8 protein-coding genes and 1 pseudogene are annotated in these 15,508 nt (G+C 58.6%); all 9 read left to right on the top strand.

What is annotated here, in order from left to right; all coding sequences use genetic code 11:
* Positions 1-134: 134 nt before the first annotated feature.
* Positions 135-272 (top strand): annotated as a pseudogene (locus tag ACOJB8_RS15490) (acetoacetate decarboxylase); the annotation flags it as partial.
* An 817-nt stretch (positions 273-1,089) separates the two neighbouring features.
* A complete protein-coding gene (locus ACOJB8_RS15485) occupies positions 1,090-2,136 on the top strand; it encodes an AraC family transcriptional regulator (protein ID WP_342946499.1) in 1,047 nt (348 codons plus the stop codon).
* 685 nt (positions 2,137-2,821) lie between these two features.
* Entirely contained in the window at positions 2,822-3,646 is an 825-nt protein-coding gene (locus ACOJB8_RS15480; RefSeq protein ID WP_475013235.1) for an SDR family NAD(P)-dependent oxidoreductase, read from the top strand.
* Positions 3,647-3,849: 203 nt separating this feature from the next.
* Positions 3,850-5,628 (top strand): ShlB/FhaC/HecB family hemolysin secretion/activation protein, encoded by a 1,779-nt coding sequence (locus tag ACOJB8_RS15475; RefSeq protein WP_475013233.1) that lies wholly within the window; start codon positions 3,850-3,852, stop codon positions 5,626-5,628.
* Between the two features lie 174 nt (positions 5,629-5,802).
* The gene (locus ACOJB8_RS15470) at positions 5,803-10,302 is read left to right on the top strand and encodes a two-partner secretion domain-containing protein (protein WP_475013231.1); all 4,500 of its coding nucleotides are present in this window, start codon (positions 5,803-5,805) and stop codon (positions 10,300-10,302) included.
* 592 nt (positions 10,303-10,894) lie between these two features.
* The gene (locus ACOJB8_RS15465) at positions 10,895-12,439 is read left to right on the top strand and encodes a Rieske 2Fe-2S domain-containing protein (RefSeq protein ID WP_475013229.1); all 1,545 of its coding nucleotides are present in this window, start codon (positions 10,895-10,897) and stop codon (positions 12,437-12,439) included.
* A gap of 86 nt (positions 12,440-12,525) precedes the next feature.
* Positions 12,526-13,536 carry a PDR/VanB family oxidoreductase gene (locus tag ACOJB8_RS15460; RefSeq protein WP_475013227.1) on the top strand — a complete coding sequence of 337 codons (1,011 nt, stop codon included), beginning with the start codon at positions 12,526-12,528 and terminating at the stop codon, positions 13,534-13,536.
* A gap of 105 nt (positions 13,537-13,641) precedes the next feature.
* On the top strand, positions 13,642-14,655 hold the full coding sequence (gene ilvC, locus ACOJB8_RS15455; RefSeq protein WP_475013225.1) for a ketol-acid reductoisomerase: 1,014 nt from the start codon (positions 13,642-13,644) through the stop codon (positions 14,653-14,655).
* Positions 14,656-14,732: 77 nt separating this feature from the next.
* Complete coding sequence (locus ACOJB8_RS15450) at positions 14,733-15,446, top strand: GntR family transcriptional regulator (RefSeq protein WP_475013223.1); 714 nt, start codon at positions 14,733-14,735, stop codon at positions 15,444-15,446.
* The last annotated feature ends 62 nt before the right edge of the window (positions 15,447-15,508 follow it).

Below are 15,508 nucleotides of genomic sequence, written 5' to 3'. Positions count from 1 at the left end.
ATGGGATGAATGACCATCACATTGCTGACACACCGGCAGTCCGAACTACCCTTATTTGGACGCTTGACCTTCAAGCGGAGTTGAACCTTAAAATGCCGGCAATCACGCTCGCCCGCCGGGTTGTACATCGAGAAATGTCAACAAACACCTGCGCGCGGCACACACCGGTCGAATTCGGACCGCACAACGTCGAAGTGCCGGAAGGTGGCTACTGCGACCGCTACGGGACGAACCCCGATCTCGACGAGGTGGTTCGCGATCCTGCCGCGGGAATATCGACTATTCCCACAGGACTCACGACAACTGGTTGCTTCGGGAGGTTGAGAAGTGCGAGTCGACGGTTCTGAAGTATGGGGCGCGTAGCGTGCATTGCTGCGATTCCGATTCGGTCCCTTCGCACGCCCTACGCGCGTGCCGTTCGACGAGAACTGCATCGACTTCGCCCGCCCGCAACCCCGGCAACCGAATCCGCGGAAAGACCGCAGAGGGCGACGTTGAGCCAATGAGCCGCTGCGCGAATCCTGCCGAACCGCATGTCATAGAAATTGGCTTCTTTCCGTAAGCTCTCAGCAATGAACAGCCTCGGCATTCGAATTGTTAGAACACTTCGCAAATTGGCGTTTATTGCGTATAGGGCGCCGACTGTTCAGTATATGAACTGAATAGTCGGATCCGGACGAGCTGCGAAGTCAAATAGACATAAAGCCAAACATGAAGACTGTTGGTGCAATCGGCCTAAGCGATATGGTGTGCGGCATGGCGCTCTCGCTCAAGCGGAGCGGTTATGACGTTCTGGGGCTTCAAGTCGTGCCAGGAATCGCAGATGAGCTGCCGCTAGAAGGAGGTGGGTAGGGACGCTCCGTTACGCAGCTATATCTAGTAGAAAGCGTAAGACGCTCAGATTGAGCGATCGCGAGATTGCGTGGACCAGCTTTGAGTCGCACGCGCATTGAGATTGATCAAATCTCACCGAACGACAATAGTGGTCTGTAGACCCCCTTAACTCGGACCGTCACGCAGCGGCTTCACGTCTGTGGTCGCGACGCCGCCGGGCAGATTGACTTTGCGAACACTATCGTATATTGAGAGATGGCTGCATTAACGAGAGCAAGTGGCCTTCGCGGCTATCCTTCGCTGATGCGCGCCATGGGATTTGATCCCGTGCCTCTGCTGGCTCGTCATCACATTGCCGAGGCGTCGCTCGATGGCAGTGACGTGATGGTCCCCCTGCGTGCAGTCGCCCATCTGCTAGAAGCCAGTGCGGAAGCTACGGGATGTGGCGATTTTGGTTTGCGTCTGTCCAGGTGTCAAACCATCGATCTGCTCGGCCCGTTGGCCATCGCGGCCCTGAACGCGCCTACGGTCGGCGACGGACTTGCGTATGTAATGCGTCATCTGTTCGTTTACAGTCCGGGTCTCGTTGCGACGCTGAACGAGAGCGCCCCGATCTTGGAGAATACGATCGAGGTGTCCTTCGAGCTACGCCTGCCCGCTCATGTCGTCACGCGTCAGACGATCGATCATTGCCTGGCTAATGCACATAATTTCATACGCCTCGGTGCCGGGGACAGTTACGATCTGCGAGCAGTCTCGATACCGCATGAGCCGGTCGTCAAGCGCAGCGTGTACGAGCGGTTCTTTGGCGTGCGCGTTCTAAGGGAGGCCGCCACTGCAACCCTGCACATCAGTCGGGCAACGTTTGCTACCGAAGTTAAAGGCGCGAACGGAATGCTTCGGCAGATCGCGGAAGATTACATCTTCCGGAACTTTGGAGACGCAGGAAACACCGTTTCAGATCGCGTTCGCCGGGTGCTACGGCAAACGCTCGGCGAATCAAGCAGTGACAAGTCGACTGTTGCCTCATTGCTTGTGTTGCATCCGAGGACGCTCCAACGTCGTCTCGCGGAAGAGGGCACCAGTTTCGAAAACATCAAGGAAGGAGTGCGCAAGGACCTTGCTCTGCATTTTCTGCGAGAGACCAAACTGACGATTGGCCGGGTTTCAATGATGCTTGGTTTTCCTACACAATCGTCACTGTCGCGTGCGTGCCGCGAGTGGTTCGGACTGACCCCTTCAGATATTCGCAGCGGGAATCATCAAAAGCTCCGCCAGTCCGATAGCGTTGCAGATGGTTAGGGCCGTATGCAGCAGCGGGTTGTTCCAATCGATCAGCATTGGAATGAGGGCCTTCAGCCGCTTGTCGCAGATTCCATCTGCCCGTTCGGATGGATCGAGCTTCATCGATTGCTCGACGATGGCGGCAACGCCGTTGATACTCCTGCAAAAAACGACGATATCGCAATGCTTATAGACCTTCAGCGCATCGTCCAGGCGGAACCTCGCGCCGTCCCAGCGCCTCGATCATTGCCGATAGTAACGACACGTCATTGCCGCTGCATTCAAGCCTAAGTGTGACGCTGTTGGGCGTCTGCACAGTCAACCGCGCCGAAACCATTGCGTGTGTCGGCGTCCTCGCTGCGGTGGGGCTTCGTGACTATGGACTTCGACTACCGGAACGAATGCTGTGGCAACCGGCGGAAACTGAGCGACGTGTCTGCCCATGCCGCGTGCGCTGCATCCATGACCGCACACGTAACGGTGCTAATCGAATGCTACAGATGCCATGTCTCAAATCGTAAATCTATTGTCCCATTTTGTTAAGCCGATAGCGTATTTGTCGCGTAGAGTGACTCCCGAACGAGCAACTAAATTATCTGGCGTGTGGCGGTTTGAGACGCTGTTCAAATCACCTTGGCCGGGCAATCCGCTCACGTTGTGGCGGGCCAGTTAGCCACGGGCGCTTCCGCACGGAGACCTAAGTATGACACTTCATGATCGTGTTGCCGTACTGACCGGTGCTGGGGGCGGTATTGGTCGCGCGCTTGCGCTGTCGCTGGCGCGCCGTGGTTGCCATCTCGCGTTGACCGATACCAACGAACGTGCCCTCAACATGACTGCACAGATGGCGGGTGAGTTGGGCGTGCGGACAAGCCAGCACCTGCTCGATGTCGCCAGCCGTGCCTCAGTCGCTGCATTCCCGGGGGAAGTGGTGCCCGTGCATGGCCGCGTCGACTTGCTGATCAACAACGCAGGTGCAGTGGTGGGCGGCGGGTGCCACCCGGTCAGAGTAGTTGACCTTGAGTGGCTGATGGCGGTCGACCTCGAGTGCGCGGTGACGGTGACTCGTGCCTTTCTGCCCCTGTTGCGTACGCGCAAGCAGGCAAGCGTTGTCAACATCTCAAGCCTGTTCGGGTTCATTGCGCCCTCCGGCGAGTTTGCTTGCTCAGCCAGCAACTTTGTGGTGCGCGAATACTTCACCTCGTGGCGCCGAGGACCCGCAGATCCACCGTTGAAGGTGCCCGTTAATCAACCTGATGGCATCGCCCCATCAATCGCTCGCAATGCCCGGGGAGCACCCGCCGTCTTACAAGAAATCGTGCAGCAAATTCGTGCCGACATGGAAAAGCTGCTCGACATGCCGCCGCAAATAGCGGCCGAGTTTGTCATGCGCGGCGTCGGAGCTGATCGAGGCCGGATGCTGGTTGACCTCGACGCTATTCTTGCCTCCCGCCTCGAGCGCATCATGCCGGTGAGCTATTGGCGGCTGCCTGAAAATTCGAACCCACGCCAACGGGATGAGCAGTAACTGGTGGCCAATCGAACAGCGGGTCGCAGCATCGCGGTATTGTGCGCTTATCCCTCGTCAGGCAAACCAGACCTGCCTTCGTTGCCTGCGATAGACCCACGCGCGATCTCCGGGGTGAGAAGCGAAGGGTGCCACATCGTGGCTTTGTTGAGCGAGGTTGATCGCATTTACGCGTAGATTATCGCGGAATCGGAAAGCAAAGTATGCGCGATTGTTTCAAGATACATGGATCGATTATTTCCCGCGTTGCCAAATTTGCGGTGCATGGCTCTACCGGCCGATCTGCCATTACTAGAAAAGAAGCGTTGACGCGCAGCGCAAAAAGCATGGGCAACGCCTGCCCGATCTGCATTTTCGCTCTCTTGTGCGTGGCTCCGCTTGGCAAGATTGCCGCCGCGCCGCCGCCCGAAGAGGCTCGAACATCAAGAGAGCAAATGCAGGACATGCAAGCCCTGTGGCAGGTGCAGCAGCACGAATCGCGCCAGAAGTCGTTGCAACAATCCGTACCGACCAGCGAGAGTCCGACTGTTGAAACGGGGCACGGCGCAGCTTGCCTACCGTGGGATACAGTTGAAGTGAGAGGACTTGATTTGCTAAGTGCGAGACAGAAGCGCACGCTATTCGATGCGTTGCATACCGATTGCGTGACCGCGGAGAAGCTCGGAAGGTTGACACGACTGATCGCGGCGATGTTCCTGGAACAAGGCTACTTCCGCATCAACCTCGATCAGGACCATGTCGGCCGGGCACTCATATGGACGGTCAGGACGGCCAAGGTCGCGGCGATACGCAACGACACGTCGATGAACACCGCGAGCCTGTTCCCAGGACTAATAGGAAAGCCTGTCAACGTACACGATCTCGATCAGGGCCTCGAGCAGGCCAACCGGCTTCCCGGCCATCGGGTGACGATGGACGTGTACCCTGACCAAAACGGGGATGTGATCCTTGCACTGTCTGACGTTACCACGGGGGCTGTGCACGGCTCGATGGGCTGGAACAACCTTGGCTCCGGCCGCACCGGCCGTGCGCAGGTCGATGCGGAAATTAGCCTATCGAATCTTGTCGGCTTGGCCGACAGTCTTACGATTAACGTTACCAGCACGCTTCATACTGAGCCATCTTATTACAATCGCAGCGCAGGTGCGCTCTATACCGTCCCCTATGGCCGCTGGACGTTCTCGGCGTTGGGCGGCGCGTCTGCTTACCGCACATCGACCGCACTAGCAATCCACACGGTACGGCTGGACGGCGGTTCCTGGTTCGCAGGGTTAAGAGGGGAATATGTGCTTTCCCGTGACGGCACGCATATCAGCTCCGCGTATGGGCAGCTGACGCGCGAGGTCGTTGAGAGTCGTTTCATGGGTACTGCGGTGGCCCTGCAAGGCGCGTCCCTGAGTACAGTCGCTATCGGTCTCAATCATACGGCCCTCTTTGACGGCAACGCGCTTGGGGCGAACTTCGAATACAAGCAGGGACTGCCTTGGCTCGGCGCGGACAAGGACGTGCCGGGAAGCGGTTTGCCTGTTTCGCAATTCAGGAAGCTGGCGACGTCGTTGTCGTGGTCGCATGCGTACCGGATTAGCAGCCTGGTGGTCCGCTTCGACCATGAACTGGCGGCGCAATACAGCGCGGACAATCTTCCTTCGATCGAGCAGATCGGCATCACAGATCGAGGTACCGTCCGCGGCTTTCGTGATACCTACTTGACCGGTGACTACGGGTTCTATCTGCATCAGACCGCGACGAGTCCGTTGCATGTCGCGAGCGTCGCGCTCAGCCCGTACATCGGTTTGGACGCGGGCCGAGCCCGCCAGCGTGGTGGAGAGTGGCAGGGTGCCATTAGCGGCACTATCGGTGTGACATTGGACAGGAAACCCTGGTCGGCCAACATTGCGCTAAGCCAAGGCAGGGCGTTCGCGCAGTTCTCAGGTGATGCCTGCGAAACGGAATTCATGACGCAGGTCCATGCAAGCTTCTGAGGCAATTGAGCGCCTTGTGCACGAATCACTGGATCGAAGACAGCCGACGAAAGAACCGGGCAGACTACGAAGGGGCGACAGTTACATTAAGGAGTCGCGGCTTGAGGGAGAGGGAGGCGACGTAATGTTGTCCGGGTGGGGTCAATGATTGGACTTGAAAACACGGGGGAAAGTATGTCGAAGCACCTGACGGAATCATGCATCTTGTCTGCATCGGGGCGACTGTCTGTCTTTGTGGGACTGGCCACAATGGGCATGAGCGCAGCCTATGGCCAGAACATTGTGCCGGTAGGGAATACGAATGTCGGCCAGCACAACGGCGTGGACGTCGTTAACATCGTGGCGCCGAACGCCACTGGATTGTCGGTCAATCAATATAACAACTATAACGTCGGTACGCGGGGCGCCGTGCTGAACAACTCGACTGTAGCCGGACAGTCGCAACTCGCTGGGCAGTTGGGCGCAAACCCCCAGTTGCGGGGACAAGCGGCTCAGGTCATCCTTAACGAAGTGGTCAGCAAGAATCCGTCGCTGCTGCTCGGAAAGCAGGAAGTATTCGGAATGGCGGCCGACTACGTGCTTGCCAACCCGAACGGCATCTCCTGCGCGGGATGCGGTTTCATCAACACGCCGCGCGCTTCGCTCGTCGTCGGAACGCCAGAGCTGGCCAATGACCGCATCAAAAGCTTTGCTGTTGGAACCAACGGCAATAGCAATGAACTTGCTGTATCCGGCAACGTATCAGGCGCGGCTGTGCTCGATCTGATCGCGCCGAAGGTCGATATCAACGGGAACCTCCGGGCGAGCGACAGTATCAACGTCATCGCGGGGCGTCAGCACGTCGACTACGATGGTCTCGGCTCGCACGAGCTGACTGCAAGTGAGATGGCAAACGCACCGGTGCCCGCGATGGACGGTTCCCTCGTCGGTAGTATTTCGGCGGGCACGATCCGCATCTACAACAGCGATCCGCAGGGGAACACCAGTATCCAGAGCAATCTCGACGCCGGCCAAGGGGTCAATGTTCATTCGGCGGGGAATATTTCGGTTACCGCCAGTCGGATTGCCGCGCCGCAGATCGCGGTTTCGGCCAAGGATCTTACGATGCAGGGGCAGGTGCAGGCTACGGACATAGTTAATGCACCGAGTTCCAGCGGCTCGTGGACTGGAGGGACACGCACGACGTCGGGCGCCAACCATTCGGAAACTTTTGCCGCGACTCAAATTCACGGCGGCGACATCGATTTAAGCGCGGCCGGCACGGCGAGCCTGAACGGCGTCCAGATCGACGCGCACAACGTGAACGTGACCGCCGAGAACGTCGTGCTCGGCAGCACCGTGACGACCAATGCAGATTCGAGCACCGACACGCAACGCAAGCTACTCTGGAGCAATTCGACCCAGACGGACACGCAGGCTCAAACGCTGTACGCCAACAAGTGGCAAGCTGACCAGAACGTGAGCATTCACGCTACGCACGGTGCGGTGATTGCGAATGCCGCTGCGATCGCCGCGGGCGGATCGGTCTGGATTGGCGGCGTTCAGGGCGTGACGTTGGGTGGAACCGCAACCCAAATCAGTTCAGTCGTCACCAACAGCTACGCAAACGACACCGCAGCACTCAAGACAGGTCAACAGGTCACAACTGACGCGGAACAGACGTATCACGGCACCTTTATCCAGGCCGGCAACAAGGTTGACATCGACAGCGCAGCGGACGTGAATCTGCTCGGCGCGCAAGTCAATGCGACGCAGGTTGCAATTGGCAGCCAGGGGACGGCGACCATCGGCGCGCAGTCCAGCCAGAATGTAGACAGCCGGGAAGAGAATTTTGTGTACTGGGGCGCGATTGGAGGCGGCGAGACGCATGGCGTGCAGACGATTGTCACGACGCAACACGGCAGCACGGTCAATGCACAAAACCTGTCCGTGCAGGGCCGTGACGGAGTGAACATCGTTGGCACCACACTGGCCGGCGTAAGCGGTGTGCAACTAGCGTCCGCCGATGGCGCTGTCAGCATCGACCATACGTTCAATCACAGCGAGATCTTGCAGAACGACAGGCATGGTACGGCGTTTAACATTACCGACAAGAGTCATGGGTCGCGAACCGAAGCCGACATTACAGTAGCATCGGCGATTGCGTCGCAAGGCGATGTTCAGGTGAGCAGCGCGAAAGATGTTTCGCTGACTGGCAGCAGCATCGCTGCTGGAGGCGATTTGAACGTGCACGCTGGCGGCACGATTCGCAGCGACATCGCCGATGCGCAGACCTCGGCGACCATGCAGGACTTCTCGCTCGGTGTCGTGCCGGACGTACAGCACGATACAGCGGGAACTAACCTCAACGTGACTGCGGGAATTGGACTGCAGGGTGTGACGCACACCGTCGGCCATGGCAGTGGCTCAGCCACGGCCAGCACACTGACCGGCGGGACGGTCACACTTCAGGGCGATACGGCGATCAATCTGAAGGGCAGTCATATTGTCGCCACGGCCGGTGACGTCAGGTTGGGTGGCGATAACGAGATCGTTGGAGCTGGTGACAGCAAGGTGACTAACAGCTTCGATGACACCAACATCACGGGGGCCGGCACTTACGTAAGTGGCAAGATCACCAACATCGATACCAGCGATATCTTCAGGTTCATCGACGGCATCAGCAAGTTCAACGGCGTCCAGGTGGTGGGTGGTGTTCAGGCCGGTTCGCAGCAGACCAACATCCACGACGAAGCACATCAGGCGATTGTGTCGACTGTTCACGCCTCTGGCAATGTCACGATGCAGGCCGATCAGATGTTGCGAAACACGGGCACAGCGGTGACCACGCCCGGCACGATCAATTTGGCTGGACACGATGTCGTCGACGACGCGGCAACGAACATGACGACCAACACGGTTGTCAGCGGCGACCAAAAGGTCACGCTTGCGATGGATGCCGCGCGGTTGCCCCAACCGTCTGCCGACTTGGGATTGACCGGCGAGGGCGCCATGTCAACCGGGCTCAACACCACGGCAGTCGGCGGCAAGCTTTCCGGCGGGCAGATCAACGTCAACGGAAGCAACAGTGTGACGGATACCGGTACGCAATATGCCGCTGCCGGCAACGTCAACATTCACGCTGGAACGTATGCGGGCAATGCCGCAGAAAATTCACAGGTCACGACCGTTCAGACGGGGAGCGCAGGTGCAAGCGTGGGCGCTAGTACGGTCACATTTCAAGATTTCACAGTTCAGGCGAGCGGCAATGGCGCGTATCAGTATCAGCAGACCGGTAGCGCGCAGGCGGTATTCGGCGGCATCAAGGCGCAGAACGTAACCATTCAGGCCGGCCATACGTTGTCGTCAGCGATGAACATCGCGGCTACTGATCAAGTAACGTTGGCTGCGGGGCAGGATGTCACAGTTGCACAGGCCAATGACCGCCAATGGCAATTCCAGGCAGGGGTATCAGGCGGCGGCAGCTTGGGCGCGACGGTCGTTCCAGGCGCCGGCGCGATCACGCCTTCATCGTTTTCGTTCAATGGCAGCTCGAACTATGCCACTGTACGCGACAGCCAGTCTGTGGCCGTCAACCTGTCTGGCAAACACATCTCCGTTGTCGCGGGCGACTCGGCCGTGGCGCAAGGCGCAACGTTGATGGCGAATGACGTGACGATGCAGGGAGCAAAAGTGGATTTCGACACAGGCTACGACCACCACGACGCCCTCGGCATCACCACGCAAGGCAGTGTTTCGGTTAATCTTGTTCCAGGCAAAAGCGGTGCGTCGCTCGGCGGCGGGGCGAACGGCGCGGGCGTAAGCGTCGTTAGCGAAAGCGCGTCGCAAGCTCATGGTGGCACGATCGTGGCTGGCGACGTCAACCTGATCGGCAACAGCGAAAATCTCTCCGTCGTCGGCGCGAACATCGACGCCAATAACCTGACCGTCAGCAACTTGTCCGGCAATGTGTCCGTGACAGCTGCCAAAGGTGAGACGCATAAGGCGGATTGGAACGTCAACGGTGTTGTCGAACCTGGCGTGAACGCGCAGGTTGATATCTCTGACGAGAACAAGACGGGTTGGCAGATCGGGAAAATCAGCGCTGGAAACGTCAAACTCACTGCCGGGCAAGACATCATACTGCAAACAAACTTGGAGGCCAGTGCCCTGAATGTGAATGCGGGTAGCAACGTTTCTGTATCCTCCGCTGAGGATCAATCGACCACGTTCGGATTCAAATTCTCGGCGAATACCAACGAAATGCCGAGTGCTATCCGGGGGGCGACCGCAGCCGATGTGGTCAAGTCGATCGCAAACAACGTGGCCAATGGAATCGCAGCGCTCAGTTCGAACGGAAATGTGGTCCTGACGATCGATAGCGCGGCGAACACGCAGGTCAGCACCATTCAAGCCGCGCAGATGAATGTGACTGCAGGCGGAGGGCAAGTCACGGTAAGCGCTGCGAACGTGAGCAGCGACGGTGGCTCTGGCTTCGGCGGGGCGGCGGTTATAACGAGAAGCGACCACGCATACGCGTACCACGTAGATTTCAGTGGAGCTGTGTCCGCACTGCTCAGCGTTCCGACGTCCGGTTCGGCTGCCAATGGCTATCCATTCCACTGGCCGATTGGCGGGAACTTCAACATGGGCAGGAAAGACGCCGAAATAAGTGCTTCGATTAATTTGAAGTAGCCATATATTTTTTGGACCAGGCGCTCGCCGAGGCCGTACCGAGCGCGACGCATGTCATCGTCATCGGGGCGTGGTAATCCTGTTTGTTGTCGAGATTACCGGTCGCCGCCGTGATGCTGGTTGACAGCGAGGCTGGCACTCGAGCAGGAAGCGCTACTGCCACCGCCCACGTCAATGTCGGCACCAGGGGCTGTGTCTTCGCAGTTGCGCCAGGTGCTGCGCGCGTGAGTCTCCAGCATTCGCTTGCGGTGTATGACGCGCTGCTGGAGATCGCCGCATGAATCTCCAGTAGGAACGGATTGCCAGCCTGTGCAAGCAGTTGAAGCTCGAGCGCATCCCCAGTGATCGGGGAGCGCTCGCGCAGCACACCGCCACGACCGATGCGAGTCTGGCGGGCTCCCTTGAGCAACTGCTAAAGGCAGAATATCAGCGCCGCTCATGTCATCATTTGGTGTGCATTGGTGTTAACCCATAGAGACAACAGCGCCCTACGCGCCTAATCTTTGGATACAGAGTTCAGAACACGGATATCAGTATTCGGAATTAGCCGGCACTGGAAAAATCGGTCCATATCAATCAATGGAGGCAGGACATGAGCATCAAAGAGGACAGGCTGGATGAGCAGAAAAGCACGGGCGGCACAGCCCCGGTCGCTAAAAAGCTGATTCCCTATGGCGGGTACTACACGAACAAGGTGCCCGAGCATGACCCCGAGCTCACCGAAACGGGCCCCGGCACGCCAATGGGTGAATTCATGCGTCGGTTCTGGCACCCGGTCTGCATGTCGATGGAGCTGACCGATACCCCTCGCTTCCTCAAGATCCTCAACGAGGAACTTGTTGCCTTCCGGGACAAGAGCGGCCGTGTCGGCGTGCTGCACGCGCACTGTGTGCACCGCGGCGCCTCACTCGAATACGGTGCCATCCAGGAGCACGGCATCATGTGCTGCTATCACGGCATGGTGTTCGATGTCGACGGTAAGTGCCTCCACGTTCCTTTTCCCAAGGGAGAAGAGAAGGAGGCTGAAAAGTTCGCCTGCTCTATTCGTCAGGGTGCATACAAGGCGGTCGAGCGCAACGGTCTCGTCTTCGCCTATATGGGGCCGCCGGAAGACGAGCCGCCGTTCCCCGAGTGGGAGGGCGACTTCACGGTGATGGAAGGTGATGAACTCGTGCCGTACAGCAACTTCCAGCACTGCAACTGGCTGCAGGTCCAGGACAACGCGGCGGACAACTATCATCCGACAGCGCTCCACGCCGGCAAGAACGTTGTTGGTGGTAACTTCCAGGGCACCACGTTCGACGAAGTCGGCGCTGCATCGATGGAAGTCGCGCCCGACATGAACTTCGTCCCGGTGCAAAGCGGGCGCAGCCTCGCGTGTGCGGGTGCGCGCCGCGTGGACAAGGACAAGCTGTTCGTACGCGTGCAGCACCAGGTGCTTCCGAACCTCAGTCTGCACGCTTATACATCGGAAGATGGCTCGAAGAAGAAGCTCTTCAGCCGCTTCCACATCATCCGCTGGACCGTACCGGTTGACGACGAAAACAGCAAAATGATTGGCTGGCGCGTCATGGGTCCTGGCATCGACACGCGTGGCGTCGGCAACAAGGAAATGGTTGGCTACGAGACCATCGACTTCCTGGAAGGCCAGGTTGCGATGCGACGTCCGGAGCGCTTCGGCAAGTACAAGCTCGAAGACATGCCGCCGATTCCGCCCAACCATCGCGAACGCGCTAACTACAAGGAAGCGCAGTACGCACCGGGTGACTACGAAGCCATCATCAGCCAGCGTCCCATTGCCGTTCATGCCCTGGAGCATCCGACGCGCTTCGACGCAGGCTTGTATCAGTTCCGCAAGATGTTGCGCGATGCGGTGCGCGGCACGAATCCGGCTTCTTCTGCCCAGGGATTCGCCGACTGGCTGCGAGAACTCGCCGGCGCACCGAACAGCTTTTGCTCAGGCAACGTCTTCGAAATCGCGGAAGGCGAAACCGTCGAAGACGAGGTGGTTCGCCGCCGCAAGGTACTGAAGTCGGTCGTCGAAATCCTGACGCAGAGTGATTCGATGAAGGGGAAAGAGCGCGCCGAGTTCGTGCGTAGCAAGTTCAACGAACTCGAGCAATCGCTCAAGCGTTAAGCCATCGTGGCGCGGACACATCAATGTGCGCGCCCGCTCGCAAGGGCTGTGGCGAACGGCTGTAGTTTGCCGCGCAAGGACATCAAATGGAAACCGTACTGGAAGCAGATGAGGCGGTCGAGGATATCGACGCAGGAACCCTTGACGTCAGAGTCAGGCAGATTCGCTACGAAGGTAAAGGCATCAATTCTTACGAGTTGACGAGCCCGTCCGGCGAGAAACTGCCTCGCTTCGACGCCGGCGCACACATCGATATTCATCTGAAGAACGGCATCATCCGGCAGTATTCGCTGTGCAATTCTTCCGCCGAACGCCACCGCTATGTCATTGCCGTGCTCAAAGACGAGAACGGCCGGGGCGGTTCGCGCGCAGTACATGAAGGGCTCGGCGCCGGCGATATCGTCACCATCAGCAAACCCCGGAATCACTTCGCACTCACGCGCGAGGCCAAGAAAGTCATCCTCATCGCCGGTGGCATCGGCGTCACGCCCCTGAAATCGATGGCACACGAACTCGAAGAGCGCGGCATCGACTTCGAGATGCACTACTGTGCCCGCAGTCCTGAAGCTGCTGCGTTCGGTCCGGAATTCGATGGCATGCGTCGGGCAGGAAAGCTGCACTATCACTTCGACAACGGAGCGGTTAGCAACCAGCTCGACATCAAGCAGCTTCTTGCGCAGCCAACCGCGGGGACACATGTGTATTACTGCGGACCCGGTGGATTCATGGCCGCGTGTGCGGATGCAGCGAGTCATTGGTCCAAGGGCACGGTGCACTTCGAGCATTTCAAGGCACCGGAGCAACCGAAGCGCGCGCCGAGCGGCGCCGAGCCTTCCGATGGATGCGAAGTGAGAATTGCGAGCACCGGCCAGGTCATTCAGCTCAAGCCGGAGCAAAGTCTCTCCGATGCGCTCAACGAAGCGGGCGTCGCGGTTGCGACGTCATGCTGCGCCGGGCTGTGCGCCACCTGCAAAGTCAGATATCTCGAAGGCGAGGTCGAGCACAACGACTTCATCCTCAGCGACGAAGAGCGCCAGGCGTACCTGACGACCTGTGTTTCAAGGCCTGCCGGCAAGACACTCGTAATCGACCTCTGAGCAGCTTGCGGTGGGTTTGCCTTTTGGCTGCTTCAAAACGATCACAGCTGATTTATCGACGCGCCTCGCGTAAAAGCGCCGAAGGCGCAAACAACTGGAACAAGTATGAAAGTCTTCTATGATAGAGACGCCGACCTCTCCCTTCTCAAGAGCCGCAGCGTCGCGGTAATCGGCTATGGCTCGCAGGGGCACGCTCACGCGTTGAACCTGAAGGACAGTGGCATCAATGTCAGGGTCGGCCTGCGCAGGGGGCCGTCCTGGGAAAAGGCCGAGAATGCCGGCCTGAGGGTCTTGAGTATCGCTGACGCCGTCAAGGAAGCTGACATCGTCATGCTGCTCCTTCCGGACGAGCACATCGCTGATGTGTACCGCAACGAAGTCGAGCCGAATGCGCGTAAGGGCGCGGTACTCGGCTTCGCTCACGGGTTCAACATCCACTATGGCCAGGTCGTGCCACGCATTGACCTCGACGTGATGATGGTCGCACCAAAGGCACCCGGCCATACGGTGCGCAGCACCTACGCCGCCGGAGGCGGTGTTCCGCACCTCATAGCGGTCGCGCAAAACCCATCCGGCAGCGCCCGTGATATCGCGCTCGCCTATGCAGCAGCAAACGGCGGCGGCCGCGCGGGCGTTATCGAAACCAGCTTCCTCGAAGAAACCGAAACGGACCTCTTCGGTGAGCAGGCCGTTCTGTGCGGGGGCTTGGTCGACCTCATCAAGGCTGGCTTCGAGACGCTGGTCGAAGCGGGTTACGCGCCCGAAATGGCCTATTTCGAATGCCTCCATGAGGTCAAGCTCATCGTGGACCTCATCTACGAGGGCGGCATTGCGAACATGAATTATGGCATTTCGAACAATGCCGAATTTGGCGAATACGTGACAGGTCCGCGGATCATCACGGATGCGACGAAGCAAGCCATGAAGGAGATCCTGCACGACATCCAGACCGGTGAGTATGCAAAGAGCTTCATCCTCGAGAACCGGGCTGGCGCGCCGACGCTTCAGTCGCGGCGTCGTCTGACCGCCACGCATCCGATTGAGACTGTGGGAGCACAGTTGCGGGCGATGATGCCGTGGATCAGCAAAGACGCACTGGTAGACCGCTCCAGGAACTAAGGACGGAAAGGCCGCGTGAACCTGGACGTGTCGACGGTTCAGGCGGTCCTTCCTATCGCAGTGGGGGTGTATGCATCATGACTTCGAGGTTGATTCAGATTCCATCGCGAACCGACTACGTCGAAGAGGTCTATAAGGTGCTGGTGGACGCCATCTGTGAAGGCTCACTGGGGCCCGGTACCCGTCTGACTCAGGAAGAAATAGCGGAGCAGCTTTCGGTATCTCGTTCTCCTGTGCTTCAGGCGCTGCGGCTGTTGAAGAAGGACGGGCTAGTTCATGATGCGCCAGGTCGAGGTGTTCTGGTTGCCCCGCTCGACTTGCAGTGGCTAAGCAACCTCTACGAAATACGAGGAACACTGGATTCGCTGGCGGCAAAGCTTGCCGCCAACAGGCGCGCAAGGCTAGACCCTGTACTTATTGTTCGCGGGCGCCAGTCGTCTCTGAATGCCGATATCAGAGAGATGATTGACGCGGACATGGAGTTCCATTTTGCCGTCTACGCGGCGTCTGGCAATCCGTTAATCGCCGAAACGGCGCGCGTTCATTGGGTCCACCTGCGAAGGGTCATGGGTGCAATGCTTCAAGCGTCGCGTCAGCGAGCGTCGATCTGGGATGAGCATGAGGCCATTGCCGAAGCCATCGAGGCCGGGAAAGCTGCTGCAGCGGTTGAGTTTTCAGACTTCCATACTCAACGTGCTCACGAGCACCTCGTTGCCGAACTCACAGCCGTACTCAAAGGAGATGGTGATAGGAGGACGATCCGGGAGTCTGTCAAAGCCGTGTCCGTTTGAGTCAGCATCGGAGAGCGCCGGGCTTTCCGAGCCCGGCACATTGCTCAGCCTGTAAGGGATGA

It is taken from the genome of Paraburkholderia sp. BR10141 (genome assembly GCF_056155635.1).
Note: the sequence above shows the minus strand (reverse complement) of the source record. Positions and strands in the feature narration are given on the sequence as shown.